Raw genomic sequence first — 18,086 nt, 5'->3', positions numbered from 1 at the left:
AGGAAGGAAGGTCCCGATGCCGACCCGTCCCAAGGCGAAGGTACTCACGCATCCGACCGTGGCTCGCAGGGCTCGCGCGAAGGAGCGCGGTGGCCCCGTGCGCGGCGCCGCCGTGCCCCGGGACTCCGGCGGCACCGACACGCTCAAGCGCTGGCTCGACGACAACGGCGTGAAGAAGGTGAAGGTCGGCGCCATCGACATCGACGGTGTCTGGCGCGGCAAGTACATCTCCCTGGAGAAGTTCCTCAGCGCCGCCAAGGGCGGCCTGGGCTTCTGCGACGTCGTCTTCGGCTGGGATTTGGGCGACGAGCTGCTGGACAACACCCAGGTGACGGGCTGGCACACCGGCTACCCGGATGCGCACGCGACGGTGGACGTGACGACGGGGCGGGTGATTCCGTGGGAGCCCGACACCGCGGCCTTCCTGCTGGACTTCGTCAACCCGGACGGCACGCCCTTCGAGGCCAGTCCCCGGCAGCTGCTCCAGAAAATCGCCGCGCGCGCACGGGAGCAGGGCTACCTGCCTCGCTTCGGCGCCGAGTACGAGTTCTTCATCTTCAAGGAGCAGCCGGACACGCTGAAGCAAAAGGGCTTCCAGGACCTCACGCCGCTGACGCCCGGCATGTTCGGTTACTCGTGGTTGCGCACGTCGCAGAACGCGCCGCTGGTGCATGCGCTCATCGACGGGTGCAACGGCTTCGGCCTCAACATCGAGGGCTTCCACACCGAGACGGGGCCCGGCGTCTTCGAGGCGGCCATCCGCTATGACGATGTGGAGCGCTCCGCGGACAAGGCGGCCCTCTTCAAGACGGTGGTGAAGGAGCTGTGCGCGCGCCAGGGCCTCACCGCGTGCTTCATGGCGAAGGTGAACGCGAAGCTGCCAGGGTGCTCGGGGCACGTGCACCAGTCGCTCTGGGACCTGAAGGGCGAGCACAACCTCTTCCACGAGGAAGGCTCGCCGCACGGCATGAGCCGCCTCATGCGCCACTACATCGGCGGGCAGATAGCGCTGATGCCGGAGCTGACGGCGCTCTACTGGCCCACCATCAACAGCTACAAGCGCAGCGTGGAGAACACCTGGGCGCCCACCACCGCGGCGTGGGGTCTGGAGAACCGCACCTGCGCCGTGCGCGTCATCGGTGAGAACGCCAAGGCGATGCGCATCGAGTACCGCCAGCTCGGCGCGGACATGAACGCGTACATCGGCATGGCGGCGAGCCTGGCCGCGGGCCTGTGGGGCATCGAGAACGAAATCGAGCCGCCCCCCGCGTGCAACTCCAATGCGTACGCGTCCCACGAGGCCGCGCCGCTGCCGCGCAATTTGAGAGATGCCGTGGCCCTGCTCAAGCAGAGCGAACGCGCCCGGGAAATCCTGGGCGAGGGCTTCGTGGACCACTTCGTGCGCACGCGCGAGTGGGAGGTGCGCCAGTACGAGCGCGCCGTCACGAGCTGGGAGTTGGAGCGCTACCTGGAGCTCATCTGATGAGCCCGAGGGAGGAACCCGCGATGAAGCCGTTCGACATTCCCGCTGAGCCCCGTATCACCGAGATGGCGTGGCCCACCCGCATCGTCCTGGGCGCGGGCGCGCTCCAGCGACTGCCCGCCCAGGCGCAACGCTTGAACATGAAGCGCCCGTTGCTGGTGACGGACGCGGGCGTGGTGAAGGCGGGGCTCGCCTCCCGCGTGCTCGAAGTCTTGAAGACGGCGGGCCTGGCGTGCGCCGTCTTCGACGGCGTGGAGCCCAACCCCACCGAGAAGGACGTCTTCGCCGGCCTGGAGGTCTATCGCCACCACAACTGCGACGGGCTCATCGCGCTGGGCGGCGGCAGCGCGCTGGATGCGGGCAAGCTGGTGCAACTGCTCACCACCCACGAGCCTCCGCTCAGTCGCTATGACGACGCGAAGGGCGGGGACCAGTACGTGAAGGACGACCTGCCTCCGCTCATCGCCATTCCGACGACGGCGGGCACGGGCTCGGAGGTGGGCCGCTCGGGCGTGGTGACGCTGGCGGACACGGGGCGCAAGACGGTGATTTTCAGCCCGGCCCTGCTGCCTCGCGCCGCCATCGTCGACCCGGAGCTGACGCTGGGGCTTCCTCCCGGCGTCACCGCGGCCACCGGCATGGATGCCTTCACGCATTGCCTGGAGGCGTACCTGGCCAATGGCTTCCATCCGCTGGCGGACGCGGTGGCCATCGACGGCATCCAACGCGTGAGCCGCTCGCTGGTGACGGCGGTGCGGGAGGGCACGGACCTGGCGGCGCGCACGGACATGATGATCGCCGCGATGCAGGGTGCCATGGCCTTCCAGAAGGGCCTGGGCGCGTGTCACGCGCTGGCGCATGCGCTGACGCCCATCTCCGGCGTGCACCATGGCCTCGCCAACGCCGTCGTGTTGCCCGTGGTGATGGAGTTCAACCGCGCTTCGAGCACGACGCGGCTGGCGCGCGTGGCCGTGGCGATGGGGGATACCTCCAATGCCCGTGAGGACGTGCTCGCGAGCAACGCCATCGACCGGGTGCGCAAGCTCAACGCGGCCATCGGCATTCCCACGCGGCTTCGCGACGTGGGCGTCAAGGAAGAGGACCTGCCGAAGATCGCCGACAAGGCCTTCCAGGACGCCTCGCACCTGAGCAACCCGCGCAAGGTGGTGGAGGCCGACCTGCTGGCCATGGCCCGCGAGGCCTGGTGATTCAGCGTCGTTCCGGGGGAGGCGAGCGCCTCCCTCGGGGTGACGGACCGCTCAGTTGCCCTGGTCCGAGGCCGCCGGCAGGACGCCGGTGGTGCCACCGTCTCCGAGCACCGTGGCGCCCAGGTCCTTCTCGCTCACCGAGCCAGGGCCGGAGTCGGTGACTTCGCCGTGCGAGCCCACCACCGCGCCGGTCATCTCCGCGGTGCCTTCCTCGGGAACGAAGTCCAGCGTCTCTACGTAGACGCGCCCGGGCAGGCGCAGGTCCATCGCGTTGATGCGCTCCTGGCCGCGCAGGTCATAGAGCTGCTGCGCGACGGGGCCCGCGGGGATGCGGTCGTCGGAGAAGAAGATGTAGACCTTCACCTTCCCCTCCTGCGTGGGGACGCGGAAGCTGGTGTTCGCGATGGGCTTGTTCGAGTCGCACCGGATGGAGCGGTTCTCCCGCGTCAGCGTGAGCTGACGGATGACGCCCTTCTGGGACACCGTGTAGAGCATGCAGTAGGGGAGCTGCCCGGCGGAGGGGATGACCTCCATCGTCGCGGGTCCCGTCTTGCGAATCTGCGCGCGCGTGGGCCGGTCGTCCTTGCTGCCGTTCTGACAACCCGCGCTCATCGCGGCCACTGTGAGCCATGTACTCCAGCGCTTCATGTGTCCCTCCCGGGGGCGTGGAAGAACCACCGTTCGCGGCTCCAGCCTACTGCGAGCCTCGTGCTCCAGGGAGGTCCTGGCGTCCGCTCGCGCACTCTCCGGCGGCCCCAACGACCGCCAGTTCACATCCTCGCTCCAAGGACTCTCCGACGAGCGCCCGGCCCTCACGGGCGCGCCGCGTCTCAGGGGCCTTGCAATTTACGCAGTGCGTCGAGTGCTTCCTGGAGACCGACGCCGAGGAAGAGCAGCAGCGTGGCGACGAGCGCGGCGTTGGTGAGCCAGCCATTGCGCAGCGAGCCCACCCAGGCGCGTCGGTTGTTCATCCACAGCAGGGTGGCGGCGAGCAGCGGCATGAACAGCGCGCCGACCACGGCGTAGGCCAGCTGCGCGCGCTGGAGCGGCGCCCAGAGCATGGGCAGCGGGACGATGGCGAGCGCGACCAGGTACAGCCGCCATGCGCGGGTGGTGCGCATGTCCACGGCGGGCCCCGGCGGGCCTTTGCGGTGGATGCGCAGGAAGTCCGCGAAGAGGTAGGGGATGCCCTCCCAGACGCCCAGCAGGCTGGAGAAGACCGCGCCCCAGAAGCCCGCGAGGAACACCCAGTAGCCGGCGGGACCGATGACCGCCTCCAGCCGCGAGGCGAGCAGCGACGCCACCTTCAGGCCGGTGCCCTCCAGGCGCAGCGTCGAGCCGATGATGACCATGGCCGCGCCGAACATCCCCGTCAGCGCGTAGCCCACGGTGAGGTCCGCCTGACAGGTCTTCAAGCCGAGTGGACCCTCGCGGCCCTTCTCTCGAATCCAGTAGCCATACGACAGCATCGTCACAGTGCCGCCCACGCCGCCGAGCAGACCCAGCACCCACACGGTGCTCTTGTCGGGCAGGGAGGGAATCACGAGCCCACGCGCGGCGGCCGCCCAGTCGGGTTGCGAGGCCACGGCGGTGAAGAGGACCGCGCCGAACATCAGCGCGATGCAGGCCGCCATCAGCTTCTCGAAGAGGCGGAACCCGCCGAGCCCGACGAGCGCGAGGCCGACCAGCGAGTGAATCACGCCCCAGATGCGCCGGGACGTCTCCGGGTCTCCACCCAGTGGCCACAGCGCATCTCCCGCCGCGCCACACGCGGAGATGAGCGCGCCGCCCGTGAAGAAGCTCCAGCCCAGCAGATAGATGAAGAAGACATTGCGCAGGCCCGGGCCCAGCCGCGCCCAGCCCTCCAGCAAGGTGGTGCCGGTGGCGAGCTGCCAGCGCGCGACGCCTTCGTTGAGGAAGCCCTTGAGCACCGAGCCCACGACGGCGGCCCACAAGATGGCCACACCCACGGCCGAGCCTCCCAGGCTCGCGGTGAGCAGGTCTCCCGCGCCCACGCCCGTGGCGGCGACGAGGATGCCGGGCCCGAAGCGAGCCATCAGCCCGGGCCTCGCGGGAGCGGCGGACTGCGCGGAGGAAGGTGCCGGGCTTTCCATGGGGCCCCGAAAGGCTACCACCCCCAGATGAGCGACATCGTCATGGAGCCCGAGCAGTCATGCAGCGGCGGGCGTGGACCGCCTCTCATGCCGAGCTGGGCCTGAATCGTCTTCCACTCGTCGATGAAGGATTGGTGTGCCGCCACCTCCTGACGTGAGGTGACGTGCGTGGCTCCCGGCTCGGCCAGCTTGGTCTGGAGGAACTGGGCCTGCTGGTGGAGCTCGTTCGCCGCGCTCGCGAGCCGCTCGGTGCTCAGGGGGCGAGGATGGGGCAGGTGAGGGTCCTCGGTCGCGTGACACTCCTCGGCGCGCGTCAACAGCTCACCCAGGCTCTCGAAGGTGCTCTGGGAGAACGCGACGCGGACGAAGGTGTTGGGGTGGGTGGACAGCTCGGTCATGGAATCGCGCAATCGCGCCAGCGCGGACCAGCCGAGCCAGACGGACGCTTCCGGGTCCTGGGCCTCCAGATTGACGACCCACTTCGAATGGATGTCCCGTGCGTCCATGCCAACGAGTCTGGCACGACTCCTCAGGCCAGGTCTGGAAGGGCCTGCTCGATGAGGCCCGCGGCGCGCCCTGCGCCCCCCGACTTCTTCGCCGGGGAGCGTGGGCTGACGTCCGCTCAGGGCATGTCGGGGCTCATCCCCGGGCACTTGCCGGGCTTCATCTGGTCCGCTGTCTTGTGGACCTCGCTGCTGAGTTGCTTCTGCTTGGACGGGTCCATCGCGGTGTAGACGATGATGACGCCATCCGGCGTGTCCTGGACGCTCGCGCTGGAGGGCATGGTCGGCGCGCCCGCCATGCCGGAGCCACCCATGCCGGTGTCGTCCAGGCCGTCCTGCTCTTCCAATGGGCTGTCACCCAGGTCCTCGCGCTGGGCCTCCTGCATGGGCGTCTCCTGCTGCGCGCGCTGGGTGCTCTCCGCCTGCTCGTGGAGCATGGCCCGGCTGCGCTGCTGGAGCTCCGCCACCTGCGTCGGCTCCGGCGTGCTGATGATGAGCGCCACGCCTTCGGGCACGTCCTGGGCGCGGGCCATGGCGCCCGAGACGGACATGGGACAGTTGGGCTCGGAGACGCCCTTGTGGTGCTTGCCATGGTGCTCGTCACCCGGCGGTGGTGGCTGCGGCCCCATGTCAGGGGGGACTGCCTCCGCGGTGGCCGGTGGAGGCGGCTGGGCGGGCGGAGGCTGGGTGCTGGCCTGCGGCTCGGCGCCCTGGGATTGAGAGCCCCGCTTGGAGCAGCCGAACGAGAAGCAGAGCGCCGCGGACACGGCGAGAATCGACGGAAGCCTGGACAGATGCATGTGGAAGTCCCCCCGGGCGTGAGCCCTTCTCGCGGAAGGTGGGCAGGGGGACCGGGCGTCGGCAATGCGACCGCATCCAGGGCCGCCCGGTGGCCCCGCCCGGCGGACGGTGGTGTCTATCCAGGGGGAGACGCGCCCCCAGGCGACCTTCGCCATCGAACACGTCGCCAGAGAAGGCCAGGTGCGGTGGACGGGCCGCGTGATGACTCGCCAACGCGGGTGCGGCTCCTGTCTGCTCGCCTCGTTCAATGCGCGACACGCTGTCTCTCATGTCGGCATCCAAATCCATGGCCACCTCCGTCACATCTGGGCGCGTGCGCGGGCCTCCGGCCGGGAGGCTCGACCGCCATGAAAGGTTTGGTATGAGAAGGCTCGCGGTGCTCGACCTGGATGGGACGCTGACGCCAGACACCCTCGGCGCGTTGCTGGTGAGGGAATTGCTGGCACGAGGTGCCTGCGAGGCTGAGATGGGGCAGGGCTTCCTGTCGGCCCTGGAGCGTCACCGTGCGGGGTGTCAGGACTTCTACACCACCGTCGCTGAAGTCTACCAAGGGCTGGGGCGCGCCGTGGCGGGCGTGGCTGTCTCCAGCGTCGATCGCGCGGCGGAGGAGGTCTGGGCTCACGCCCAGGGGCGAATGTTTGGCTTTGTACGCCCGCTCGTGCGGATGCTCGAGGCGGAGGGCTTTCTGGTGGCCATCGTCTCCGGCAGTCCCATCGAGGTCGTCCAGTTGGTGGCCAACGACCTGGGCATCGATGTCTTCCGGGGCGCGGTGATGGGCATCCGGCACAATCGCTACACCGGGCGCGTGCTCCAGGGCCCCGGCCTGATGGGCGGAAAGCCGCGCATCCTCCGGGAGCTGGAGGCGCTTCATGAGGTCTGTCTGGCGGCGTCGCTCGCCATGGGCAACTCACCTTCCGACGGGGAGGTCTTCGGGTTGGTCGGGTTGCCGGTGGCCTTCGAGCCCTCCGATGAATTGGCGGGACTCGCGGCGCGCAATGGGTGGTGCGTCGTGGACCGGCATGACGTGTTGCGAGTCCTTCTCCGGCTCCTGTCGCGCTCCGCGGGTGGGGAGGATTCTCTCGAGCCCGGTTGAAGGTCGTCTGGGCGTGCCCATGGCGCGTGGCGTTGAGTCGCTGGGTGCCTTTGGAGGGAATGGGTTTTCGGGTTGCTATTGCAGTGCGATGGAGTGATTGCGTCTGTGGTGTGGGGGTGATTGCCTTTCGCGTGTGTGTTTTGTGGGGTGGGTTGCTGTCTGGTTGGTGTCCGGCTCTGAACTTGCGTCCTGGCGGTGGTGCTTTCGGCCTGTGGTGGGATCGAGGACACGAGTCCTCCAGAGGATGCGCTGGGCCAGCAGGAGGCGGGCATCGACAACGGGGCCCGTTGTCTCTACCGTGACTCGGGCCGGACGTAGACGACCACTTGGGGTGTCTCGTCCAGGTACAGGCCCGTCGCCGGCGTGCGTGTGCCGAACGCCTGCCACGTCTGGAACTCGTACTCGCGAAACTCCTGGTGGTACTGGTACGCGACGACGTCCGCGTCGAAGGGACTGCCCACCGCGCGCAAGTCGGGCCGGAGCATGCCGTTGCGCTGGTAGTCGCGGAACGAGCCGCCGTGCACCTCATGAAGGAACAGCCGCGCGCCAGGCTTCGCGTGCTCGTTGATCCACGGCAGCACGCCGGTGACATGGCTGGACCAGAACTGGCGCTGCATCCCCAGCGTCGCCGCGCCCGGCGCGCCTCCCGCGAGCTCCGAGTAGGCCGCCGTGCCGTAGGGGAACACGCGCGCCGAGTACACCAGCGCGGGCGTCAGGAGCAGCGCGAACACGGCCACCGCCACGGAGGCACCCGGCAGCGAGGGCCAGCGGCCCCGGAGTCGCTCCACCAGCGCCGCGCAGCCCCGGGACACGGCCTGCCCTGAGAGCAGGCCCAGGAACACCATGGACGGGAACCAGTGCTTCACCCCGCCGAAGTGCGGCACCTGGGGATGGCTGATGATGAGGATGGACGTCACCGCGTTCACCCCGACGAGCGCCTCGGCCATCGTCAGGGGGCGCACCCAGGCGCGCGTCCGCTCCCACTGCCCCAGCACCACCCGCGCCGCCAGCGCGACGAAGCCCGTCACCATGGGCGCCATGAGGCTGGTGGGCACCGTGAGCGCCGTCTTCACCAGCACGTAGGACAGGGGGAAGGGCGGCTCGCGCAGCAGCGTGCCCAGATAGAACCAGGCGTAGTGGTTGTGCTTCGCGTGGAAGGCCAGGTACCACGCGGTGCGGTCCACCGGCTGGTGCCAGAGGTAGGGCCAGTGCAGGTAGAAGATGATGGGGCCGAGCACCGCCATCGCCGCCACCGGCACCAGCGCCCGCGTCACGGGCGCGCTGACCTTCTCCAGGCCCTTGAGCATCCACGCGCCGCCCGCCGCGAGGCCCACGAACAGCAGCGTGTGGGGACTGAGCAGCAGGAACTTCTTCTGGAAGCCCTCGCCGCCGCCCAGCGACAGCACGAGCAGCCCGTAGAACACCGCCACCGCGGTGAACAGGCCCACGAAGCGAAGCAGGCACCCGCGCGCCTGTGGCTCACCCTCGCTCGCGGTCCACGCCCGCCACAGCGCGAAGGGCGTCAGCACGAAGGGCAGGAACAGCGCGTTGTGCTTGGCGGCCAGCGCCAGTCCGAAGGCCACGCCGCAGGCGATTCCCCAGCGCGTGTCTTCCAACGCCCGCCAGAAGCAATACACGACGAGCAGCCACAGCGCGGCGACGGGCAGGTCGAAGCACGCCAGCTCCGCGTTGAAGTACTGACGCGGCACCAGCATGAAGGCGAGCGCGGCGAACAACCCGGCCGTGCGCCCATACAGCGCGCTGCCGAACAGGAAGCTCAGCGCGGGCACCAGCGCCGCGAGGGCGAAGGCCGGCAGCCGGAACGCCGTGGCCGAGCGCATCCACCCCAGCGTGTCGTGGAAGAGCAGGTGGCTCAGTCCGAACAGCGTCTTCATCAGCGCGGGGTGCTCGTGGTTGTAGTCCCACGCGCGGACGATGGCCGCGTCCGTCAGCGCCTTCGCCGGTGAGTGGAAGAGCTGCCGGAACCAGCCCGCGTAGCCCTCCGCCGCGGCGAAGTAGACGCTCTCGTCGCGCGTGAAGCCCACCGCGGACTCCGTCCACCACAGCGCCACGAAGGCCAGCGCCCACAGCGCCCACGCCAGTCGCTTCTCATCCCGGGTGGCGGGCCTGCCCATCATCCCTTCACCCCCACCGCCGGCTCCACCGCCAGCACGTCCAGACACACCGCCCGCCGGTCCGGATTCTCCGAGCGGACCCAGACCTTCACGGTGCGCGCCTCGCCCGAGGGCAGGTGGACCTCCGACTTCTTCACGCCCTCCTGGCCCGGCGGTATCGCCACTTCCAACAGCCGCGCGCCGCTGGCCGCGTCGTCCACGCCCAGCATGGCGGTGGTCAGCCGCGCGTCCCGGGGAAAGGCGTACTCGAAGATGATGCCGCCCTCCAGCCGCAGGCCCACGTCACCGGGCACGCCGTCCAGCTCCGCCACCAGTCGCTTCGCTCCACCCGGAGCGGGCATCCACAGGCAGCGGCGCGGCTCGTAGAGGATTTCGTGCCATTCCCGCGCGACGTACACGTTGCCGGGGCCCGGGCAGCGGTGCGCCGTTCCATCGAAGGGGCACTTCTCGCGCGAGCCGTCGTCGGACTCCAGATACACCCGGGCGTGAGCGACGGCGTCCGCGGCATCGAAGCGGCGCGGCCGGTGACGGCCATTCTCGTAGAGCGTCAGCGACAGCGGCCCCTCCCGGGTGGCGATGCCCACGGCGCGGCGCTCCGGGAGGAAGCCCGCGAGAAAGGCGGCTTCGTCCGAGCGAGGCAGCTCCGGCTGGCCCAGCACCCAGATGCGCGGATGCACGGAGAGGTCATCCCGGTCCGAGCCCAGGTAGCCGTAGACGGGCAGGGACGGAGGCAGGAAGAGGCGGGCGCGCTCCGCCCACCAGGGGAAGAGGAGGACGGCGTCACCGGGCCGGGCCTCCGTCTTCAGACGCTCCGCCACCGCGCGGTAGCTCTCCTCGGAGGGGAGCTTGCCCGGCAGCCGCAGGTGGAAGAGCAGACTCAGGAGCGCGACCAGCAAGAGGCCCCCCAGCTCCACGAGGGGCAGCGCGCGTGTGACGCTAGGACTTCGCAAGGCGAATCTTCTGCTCGCTCTTTTCCCGGCAGAAGGTGCAGAAGATGGGCTCGCCCGAGGAGAACGACGGCGTCCAGGGCGGGTACATCGAGCACCGCGGGTCCAGGCAGTGGTGCAGCTCCCAGAGGTGGCCGAGCTGGTGGAGCGCGTGGCGGGCCACGGGCTTGAAGCCGACCTCCAAATCCTTGTGGGGCAGCAGGGTGATGACGGCGCGGTCCTTGCCCTGGCGCGCGAAGCCCGGGGTGGGCGCCACGCCGCTGGGCAGCTCACGCTCCTTCAGCTTGCGCGAGGTGAGCAGAAGCACCTTGTCATCCTGGTAGGCGCGAATGCCCTTCACCTGGTCCAGCAGCTTCTCGGCGTCGAGCGGCTCGCCGAGCCCGGGAGGAATCTCCGCGGTGCCGGAGTGCTCGCTGCCCACGCCGAACGCCGTGTAGAGCGTGCGGTTGAGCTTGGCGAGCTGCTTGTCGTCGAAGGGGTCCAGCGTCACGACGCGAATCACGGGGCGTCACCTCGGCGCAAAGGGCCCTCGGGAGGGGGCCATGAGCACCGCCCCCGGGACTCGGGTGTCGACTGTCAGTCCTCGCCGCCCTCGGCGGGCTTCGCCTTGGGCGGACGGCCACGCTTCTTGGGAGCGGCGGGTTCGGCGCCCTCCGCCTCGGGCGGCTTGGCCTTGGGCGGACGGCCGCGCTTCTTGGGCGCGGGGGCTTCGGCGCCGGGCGGAGGAGCCTCCGGCTTCGGCTTCGGCGGACGGCCGCGCTTCTTCGGGGCGGCGGGCTCGGCGCCCTCGGCTTCCGCGGGCTTGGCCTTGGGCGGACGGCCGCGCTTCTTGGGCGCGTCTTCGTCGGAGGACTTCTCCTCGGACTCCTCGCCCTCTTCCTCGGAGGAGGTCTCTTCCTCGGACTCGGAGGCCTCGGCCTGCGGCTCCTCGTCGGAGGGCAGGTCCAGGTCTCCGTCGAGCCCCAGCAGGTCGCCATCCAGACCCAGGTCGTCTTCTTCTCCGCGCGCGAACTCGGCGGCGGTGCGCTTGGGGCGCTCACGGCCGGGCGGGAAGAGGACGATGTCGATGGCGTCCTCGGCGTTGACCTCGGCGGTCCCGAGCGCGGCGGCAACCTCCGACACCAGCAGGTGCCGGGCGTTGTCGTACAGCTCGCGCTCCTTGGTGGGCAGGGGCCGCAGCTCGCTGAGGATCTGGAGATCCTTCACGACCTCGGCCAGTCCCAGGATGCCGCCCTGGGTCATCCGGTCCAGGTTGGTGCGAGCGCGCTGCTTCCAGTCCAGGTCGGCCTTGTCACCGTCCGAGCGCAGGAAGGCGAAGACGCTCTTCACGTCCTCGGCATTGGCGACCTTGCGCACGCCGATGGCGACGATCTTGGCCTGGGGCACCATGACGACGGCGCCGTCTTCCTCGCGGCGCATCGTGACGAAGACGAGGCTCTGACCGGCCACGACCTTCGTATCGATGGCGGTGACGCGGCAGACACCCTGATTCGGATAGACGACCCGGTCGCCGACCGCGAGCTGGTTGAGTGACGCGGACCCTTCAGGCATGTCCCCCTCACGGGCAGATGGACGTCAAAGGAGGCCCGGGCTTAACACCGAGTCGCGCTCGACGCCACGAGATTACCGGTGAACCGACGCCGTGCGTTCGCCCGTTCGCTGTGCCTCCAAAAGGATGCCCAGAAGCTCCTTCTGCCGCGCGTCCAGCGCCGCCTCCACCTGCGCCTGCGTCGGCTCCGCTTCCGTGCTCCCTGGCCGCGCATCCACGCGACCGGACAGCCCCACCGTCCCCAGCACCACCGCCCCGACCACGGCCACTGCCACCAGTTTCAACATGTTGAGCCCTCCTTGTCGCTCAGGGTAGGGGGCGGGCCCGGAGGATCAACTTTTCGGCGACAGGCCGCTGCACGGCTGTAGCAACCTGCTAGCGGGTGGGGCGCTCGTTGCGCCGCTCTGGAGGGGCGGTGGGGATGACCTCCAGGAGGAGGGTGCCGGTGTTGTCGGCCAGGTTGTCGTCCGGGAAGGCGAGCTGGAGCCAGGATGCTCCCCTGAGCCGCGAGGGCTGCCCCACTTCCAGGAGCGCCAGGCCACTGGGCGAGCCGTCGGGGCCCTGGTCCGTGCCCACCAGGCCGAGCACCCGTCCCACCGGACCGCCACTCAAGCCCCGCGTCCGGGCGGGCTCGGCCGTGTAGCGCAGCACCACCTCGTATGTGGTGCCCGGGTCCAACGCGTGGAGGGTGAAGCGGTCCGCGCGCGAGAGCTTCACGGCATGGTGGCGCGCATCCAGTCGGAACGGCGGATGGGTGGGGCCGCCCAATTCCCGCACCCGCACCTGGAGCCCGCCACGGTTGTCGTCGCGACGTGCGTCCAGCGCGAAGACATAGAGGACGGAGGCGTGGCGGATGAGCTGCTCCTCGGGGCCGAGCAGTCCGAAGGACTCGTGCGAGGACAGCTCTCCGTCGCCTTCCAGGAAGTAGCCGGCGTGCTCCACGGCCATCGGTCCACCCAGGGACATCCGTCCTTCGGTGTGCACCAGGTAGGTGCGGGCCGGGTCCAACGGAACGCGCGCGGCGGACGTCACCGGGACGCGGAAGGCGTGGCTCACGGCGGACAGACGCAGGGCTCCGGGGGCCCAGTCCGCGTCCTGGAGCGGAGGGGCATGCGGGGCCCTGGCCGCGGCGAGGGCGGCGGCGCCTGAGGCGGGAGTGTTCAGTCGTGGACGGAGGTGCGCGTGGACGGCGAGGGTGTTTCCCCGCTCGGCGCGCACCACCTGACTCCACGGCACCATGCCGGGGATGTGGACCTCCAGCAGGTGCTCGCCGTCCGCGGGCAGGTGCGTGAGGAGGGCGGGGGTGACGGAGCCCAGCGTCCTGCCATCCACGCGAATGGTGGCGCCGGGGGGCGAGGAGCTGAGCTCCACGGAGAAGGTGCCGTTGCGCCCCATGGCCATCACCACGAGCGCCACGCCCACGGCGGCCAGCACGGGCGCGCCGAGCGCCACGGCGCGGGGCAGCCGGAAGCCAGGGCGGGGCGGAGGGGCGGGATGAGGCGGCTCGGTGGGGGCTTCGCTCTCCGGGGTGGGGCCGGGCACCGCGGGGATGGGCTGGGTGGTGCGCTCGCGCCGGCCCTCGCCGGGCGTCGGGGGCCGCGGCGGAGGGATGGACTCGGGCGGCGGGGGGAGTTCGAGCGGGGACGGCTCGTGGACCGTGTGTCGCTCGGAGGGGGCCTTTGCCCAGCGGGCCATCTGCGCGAGGAACTCTCGCGGCAGCAGCACGGGCCGTCCATCCGCCACCAGCTCCGTCTCGAACAGGTAGCCCATGAAGTGGGCCAGCGCGCTGGAGGAGACGTCGGGCGTGGCGGTGTGCAGGTAGCGGGTGAGGGCCTCGGCGAAGGCTTCGGCGGTGGGGTAGCGCTGCTCGCGCTCCACGGCGAGGGCGGTGAGGAGGATGCGCTCCAGGGCCGGAGGGATGTCCGGGGCCAGCTCGCGCGGATGCGGAAAGTCGCCCAGGGCAATCTTGCGCATCACGTCCGGGACGGAGCCCTCGAAGGGCAGTCGCCCGCACAGCGTCTCGTACAGCAGCGTGCCCGCGGCGAAGATGTCCGCGCGGGCGTCCAGCTCCCGGCCCCGGGCCTGCTCCGGGGCGAAGTACGCGTACTTGCCCTTGGCCTCCGCCTCGTCGGACTCGTCGCTGACGCCATGGCTGGCGAGCCGGGCCCGGGCGATGCCGAAGTCCACCAGCTTCACCTGGCCCTCGAAGCTCAGGAGCACGTTCTGCGGGCTGACGTCGCGGTGGATGATGTGCAGCGGACGGCCCCGGTCATCCAGCCGGGTGTGGGCGTAGGCCAGCCCCTTGAGCACCTCCACCGTCACCAGCAGGGCCAGCGGTTGGGGTAGGGTGTAGAGCCCCTTCTCCCGGGCGCGTCGCAGCACGCGTGACAGCGGATGCCCGTCCACCCACTCCATGGCGATGAAGTACTGGCCGCCCACTTCGCCAAAGTCGAAGACCTGGGCGATGTTGCCGTGGCTCAGCCCCGCGGCGATGCGCGCCTCGTTGACGAACATGGAGACGAAGGCACTCTTGTCCGCGTAGCCCGGCAGGATTTTCTTGATGACGACGGGCTTGGTGACCCCCGCCACCGCCGTCATCCGGGCGCGGTAGATCTCCGCCATGCCGCCCGTCGCGATGCGCTCGAGCAACGTGTACTTGCCGAAATCGAGCCCTTCGGACGGGTGCTCCACGTGTCTTCCGGCTCCTCTGGGCGCACCGGGCCGCTGTGCTGCCCCTCCACGACTCCACGACGCCTCTTGAGGCCCGCGCGAAGCTATCATCAGGGCTCCAGGAACGTTAACACGGGAAAATTCCGTTGAACATGCTCACTCGTCTCTTTGTCCTGGGTGTCTTACTCGGGGGCTCCCACGCGGTGGCGGCGCCCGCGGTGCTGTTGGCGCCGGTGTTGGGGTTGCCCGAGCGCGTCATGCTTCAGGGGCGCGTGCTGAAGGAGGCGCCCTCGGACGGCAGCTCGGCGCTGTCGCGGAACCTGCGGCGGCTGGCGGCGCCCAACTGGGAGGGCGCGAAGGTGTCGGTGCGCTTCCAGGGCGTCACCGCCATCGTGACGAGCGGGCACGACGGTGGCTTCGAGGTCACCTTGATGCCGCCCGAGGGAGGCCGCTTCAAGGAGGGCGCTTCCGAGGCGGAGGCGTGGGTGGAGGGCGCCATCACCAGCGCGCGCGTGGAGGTGCTGCCGGCATCGACGTCGCTGCTGGTGGTCTCCGACTTCGACGACACGCTGGCGGTGACGCAGGTGACGAAGCCGGCGAAGCTGGTGCAGACGGCGCTGCTGAAGGACTCGGACACGCAGGAGGTGGTGCCGGGCATGGCGGCGCTCTACGGATGCCTGCGGGGGAGCGCGACGTCCTCGGCGTTCGCGCTGGTGAGCGGCTCGCCCGTCCAGTACCTGCCGCGCGTGCGCGGGTTCCTGGAGCGGCACCAGTTCCCGGCGGGTTTTGGCGTGTACCTGCGGGACCTGGGCCCGTCGTCGCTGTCCAACTACAAGCAGCCCATCATCCGCCGCCTGCTCACGCAGTTCCCGCTGCCCGTCGTGCTGGTGGGGGACTCGGGGGAGAAGGACCCGGAGGTCTACGCGCAGATTCGCGAGGAGTTCCCGGGACGGGTGAAGGCCGTCTACATCCGCGACGCGGGGCGCACGAAGGACGTGAAGCGCTTCCAGGACATGGTGCTGTTCAAGGACGCGCGTGAAGCGGCGGAGCACGCCGTCGGCCTGGGGCTGGCGGACGCGGCCTGTGTGGCGAGCGTGCTGCCGAAGCCCTCCGTGTCGCTGCCGGCCACCGCGGGCCCGACGCCTCCATGACGTTCGTGCAGTGTGTCGCGGAGGTTCGAGGCAGCGAGGGGCGGCGGCGACTCGACTGGCTTCGCCTCGCGACCCGGCGGTGCCTCGAAGCGCGGACGCGAATCGCCTCTCTCGGTGTTCGACGCCTCGTGGTGCTGCTGTGTCCGCTGCTCGCGGTGGTGGGCTGTCGAGAGGAGAAGGCCGCCGAGCCGCTCCAGTCGCTGAAGCCCGCGCCATTGCCTTCGCTCGCCACGGGAGGGAGTCGAGCGTCCGGGGATGGAGGGCCTGTCGCTCGAGGCGACGTGCCCGAGTCCGTGCCCGTGTATGGCGAGGCGCTGCCGTCCAACGCGCTGCGACTGGCGCTGGCGGGTGAGCACGCGCGGCTCGGGGACGAGACGTTCGAGCCCTCGAGTCCGGCATCCATCGCGCGTCTGGCGGAGCGGGTGAAGGGGCGCGAAGTGGTGCTGGTTCCCGACGCGGACACGTTCCTGGCGCAGGTCTCCGAACTGTTCGCGATGCTGCGGGACTCCGCCGAGACGGTGTGGCTGGCGCATCCGGATGCACCGGTGGCGTATCCGCTGGTGCTTCGCGACGAGGAGGGCTTTCGCGAGTGGCTGGCGGAGGTGGCGCCGGGAAAGCTGCGCATCATCCAGCGCGCGGACGGCTTCGAGCTGAGCACCAGCGTGGGCAAGCTCCCGGGTCCCGATGCGAATGGTCCCTCGGTGCCGGTGCGAGAGGGGCGTCAGGACCTCGCGACGTTGCGGCACGGGTTGGGGTTGCTCAAGGGCCGCTTCAAGCAGTCCGAAGACATCTGCCTGGTCCCCTCGTTCGGCACCGAGGTCTCCCAGGCCGCGCGTGCGCTCGGAGCCGTATACACGGCCCCGGGCGAGCCCTTGTTCGACACCCTGTGCCTCGTCTTCCCGACGCCTCCTCGCGTCAGGGACGGGGGCTGACGCTCAGGGCTGGAAGCCGAACAGGAAGAGGTCCGACACGCCGCTCGCCGTCCATGTCTGCGAGCCCACCTGGAGCGTGTCGTGGAAGAGGCCGAGGACCGCGGCGCGGCCGTCCTTGGAGACGGCGACGGTGCCCTCGTCGAGACCGGGAGAGCTGCGGTCCAGGCCGCTGGGGAAGCTTTGTACCCACCGGCGCTGGCCCTGGATGCGGTCGAACTTCGCGACGTAGACGTTGGCGGCGCTCGACGGGTTGCCGGGCAGCGGGCCCAGGATGCCCAGGTCCGAGCTGCCCGCCTGATAGCCCCCGACGACGGTGACGCCGTCGCGCTCGTCCATGGCGACGCTCTCGATGTCGAAGCCGAAGTTATACGCCCAGCGCTCTTCGCCATCGCGCGTCCATGCGACGACGAAAGCGTCCTGGTTGATGCCGAGGTTGCCGGTGGAGGTGTGGGTCTGCCCGGCGAAGGTGAAGGTGAACGCGTACGTGCCGACCATCACCACGCGGTTGCCATGGGTGGCCAGGCCGAAGGCGAAGCCCAGCGCGCCAAGCAATCGCCGACGCCAGCGCGGCTGTCCCTCGGGCGAGAGCATGACGAGGTAGGGCTCCGAGGAGCTCGTGGCTCCCAGGGCATCGCCACCCACGAAGAAGTTGCCCTCGCTGTCGGCGGTGGCGGTCCGGCCCAGGCTCTGGGTGGTGTCCGTGTCGACGAAGCGCCACAGCCGGGTGCCCTCGGAGTTGTGCTTGAGGAAGGTGAGCCTGGGGCTGCCTTGTGACGTCACGCTGTAGCCACCGATGCCGATGTTGCCGTCGCGGTCGGTCACGAGCGTCTGGACGAAGATGTCGGTGGAGAGGATGGGCCGCAGCCAGAGCAGGCGGCCGGCGGCGTTGAGCTTCACCAGTTGGAGGCCGTCGCTGAACAGGCTGCTGCCGGGGCTGACGCCGATGGCCTCGACGATGATGATGATGTTGCCCTGTCCGTCCACCGCGTGACGAAGCGCGTAGAGCCCGCTGATGACTCGGATGACACTCGGCTGGCCCTGGGCGTCATGACGAACGAGCGCCAGGGCCCGGTCCGTCGGCCCACCCGGTGCCTGGATGGGGCCCGCCCCCACGTCGATGCTGCCTGTGAAGTTGATGAAGGAGATGAAGCTTCCGTCTTTGCCGGAGGCAATCCGTCCGGTCTCGTCGTCCCCAGGACCGCTGAGCTGATGGGCCCATGACAGGCCTCCCGCGAGCGGCTCGGCGGCGGTCGACCTCGCGCTGCCCGCGATGACGCCCACGACGCACAACCACGACAACACCCGTGTCCTCATCCCCATGACAACCCCCATTCACAGGAGCGGAAGAGGGCCCCTGATTGAAGTGAGGTCGCATGGGTGAGCACTGTGAATGGCGGGGGCTCGCCCCGACGGACGTGATTGTCGCTCACGGCACAATCCGCTGCGGCCTTGTGACTCATGGAGACGGCGTGGCCGTTCCGCTCAGCGGAACGGTCGTGT

At 69.9% G+C, this 18,086-nt stretch carries 16 protein-coding genes; 5 read left to right on the top strand and 11 right to left on the bottom strand.

Annotation, left to right across the window (positions count from 1 at the left end; genetic code table 11):
* Positions 1-16 precede the first annotated feature (16 nt).
* Positions 17-1,483, top strand: a complete 1,467-nt coding sequence (locus tag HUA76_RS17295) for a glutamine synthetase family protein (protein ID WP_174453125.1) — start codon at positions 17-19, stop codon at positions 1,481-1,483.
* A gap of 23 nt (positions 1,484-1,506) precedes the next feature.
* Positions 1,507-2,691, top strand: coding sequence for an iron-containing alcohol dehydrogenase (locus tag HUA76_RS17290; RefSeq protein WP_141645921.1), 1,185 nt, complete (start codon positions 1,507-1,509; stop codon positions 2,689-2,691).
* Between the two features lie 51 nt (positions 2,692-2,742).
* Here the strand turns inward: HUA76_RS17290 and HUA76_RS17285 are convergent, their stop codons facing one another.
* The 4 genes from HUA76_RS17285 to HUA76_RS17270 form a co-directional block, all read right to left on the bottom strand.
* Complete coding sequence (locus HUA76_RS17285) at positions 2,743-3,339, bottom strand: hypothetical protein (RefSeq protein ID WP_246137497.1); 597 nt, start codon at positions 3,337-3,339, stop codon at positions 2,743-2,745.
* 182 nt (positions 3,340-3,521) lie between these two features.
* Complete coding sequence (locus tag HUA76_RS17280) at positions 3,522-4,805, bottom strand: Nramp family divalent metal transporter (protein ID WP_174461497.1); 1,284 nt, start codon at positions 4,803-4,805, stop codon at positions 3,522-3,524.
* Positions 4,806-4,819: 14 nt separating this feature from the next.
* A complete protein-coding gene (locus HUA76_RS17275) occupies positions 4,820-5,311 on the bottom strand; it encodes a hypothetical protein (protein ID WP_174461496.1) in 492 nt (163 codons plus the stop codon).
* 116 nt (positions 5,312-5,427) lie between these two features.
* On the bottom strand, positions 5,428-6,108 hold the full coding sequence (locus tag HUA76_RS17270; protein ID WP_174461495.1) for a hypothetical protein: 681 nt from the start codon (positions 6,106-6,108) through the stop codon (positions 5,428-5,430).
* A gap of 362 nt (positions 6,109-6,470) precedes the next feature.
* On the opposite strand from HUA76_RS17270, the gene HUA76_RS17265 reads away from it, so the two are divergent.
* A complete protein-coding gene (locus HUA76_RS17265) occupies positions 6,471-7,202 on the top strand; it encodes an HAD family phosphatase (protein WP_174461494.1) in 732 nt (243 codons plus the stop codon).
* A 293-nt stretch (positions 7,203-7,495) separates the two neighbouring features.
* On the opposite strand, the gene HUA76_RS17260 is transcribed toward HUA76_RS17265, so the two are convergent.
* The 6 genes from HUA76_RS17260 to HUA76_RS17235 all read right to left on the bottom strand — a co-directional run bounded on the left by HUA76_RS17260 (position 7,496) and on the right by HUA76_RS17235 (position 14,524).
* Positions 7,496-9,340 carry a glycosyltransferase family 39 protein gene (locus HUA76_RS17260; RefSeq protein ID WP_174461493.1) on the bottom strand — a complete coding sequence of 615 codons (1,845 nt, stop codon included), beginning with the start codon at positions 9,338-9,340 and terminating at the stop codon, positions 7,496-7,498.
* Positions 9,337-10,287, bottom strand: a complete 951-nt coding sequence (locus tag HUA76_RS17255) for a hypothetical protein (RefSeq protein WP_174461492.1) — start codon at positions 10,285-10,287, stop codon at positions 9,337-9,339. The genes HUA76_RS17260 and HUA76_RS17255 overlap by 4 nt, the downstream gene beginning before the upstream one ends.
* Positions 10,274-10,786, bottom strand: a complete 513-nt coding sequence (locus HUA76_RS17250) for a hypothetical protein (protein ID WP_141645914.1) — start codon at positions 10,784-10,786, stop codon at positions 10,274-10,276. Before HUA76_RS17250 ends, HUA76_RS17255 begins: the two co-directional genes overlap by 14 nt.
* 74 nt (positions 10,787-10,860) lie before the next feature.
* The gene (locus HUA76_RS17245; protein WP_141645913.1) at positions 10,861-11,835 is read right to left on the bottom strand and encodes a CarD family transcriptional regulator; all 975 of its coding nucleotides are present in this window, start codon (positions 11,833-11,835) and stop codon (positions 10,861-10,863) included.
* 72 nt (positions 11,836-11,907) lie between these two features.
* The gene (locus HUA76_RS17240) at positions 11,908-12,120 is read right to left on the bottom strand and encodes a hypothetical protein (protein WP_141645912.1); all 213 of its coding nucleotides are present in this window, start codon (positions 12,118-12,120) and stop codon (positions 11,908-11,910) included.
* 88 nt (positions 12,121-12,208) lie between these two features.
* Entirely contained in the window at positions 12,209-14,524 is a 2,316-nt protein-coding gene (locus HUA76_RS17235) for a serine/threonine-protein kinase (protein WP_174461491.1), read from the bottom strand.
* Positions 14,525-14,655: 131 nt separating this feature from the next.
* On the opposite strand from HUA76_RS17235, the gene HUA76_RS17230 reads away from it, so the two are divergent.
* Complete coding sequence (locus tag HUA76_RS17230; protein ID WP_174461490.1) at positions 14,656-15,654, top strand: App1 family protein; 999 nt, start codon at positions 14,656-14,658, stop codon at positions 15,652-15,654.
* Positions 15,651-16,586, top strand: a complete 936-nt coding sequence (locus HUA76_RS17225) for a hypothetical protein (RefSeq protein WP_371823487.1) — start codon at positions 15,651-15,653, stop codon at positions 16,584-16,586. The genes HUA76_RS17230 and HUA76_RS17225 overlap by 4 nt, the downstream gene beginning before the upstream one ends.
* 3 nt (positions 16,587-16,589) lie before the next feature.
* On the opposite strand, the gene HUA76_RS17220 is transcribed toward HUA76_RS17225, so the two are convergent.
* Positions 16,590-17,906 (bottom strand): hypothetical protein, encoded by a 1,317-nt coding sequence (locus HUA76_RS17220; RefSeq protein WP_174461489.1) that lies wholly within the window; start codon positions 17,904-17,906, stop codon positions 16,590-16,592.
* Positions 17,907-18,086 lie beyond the last annotated feature (180 nt).

The sequence above is a fragment of the Myxococcus sp. CA056 genome (genome assembly GCF_013336715.1).
GTDB classification, from domain to species: Bacteria; Myxococcota; Myxococcia; order Myxococcales; family Myxococcaceae; genus Myxococcus; species Myxococcus llanfairpwllgwyngyllgogerychwyrndrobwllllantysiliogogogochensis.
This window is presented reverse-complemented; position numbering and strand designations above follow the sequence as displayed.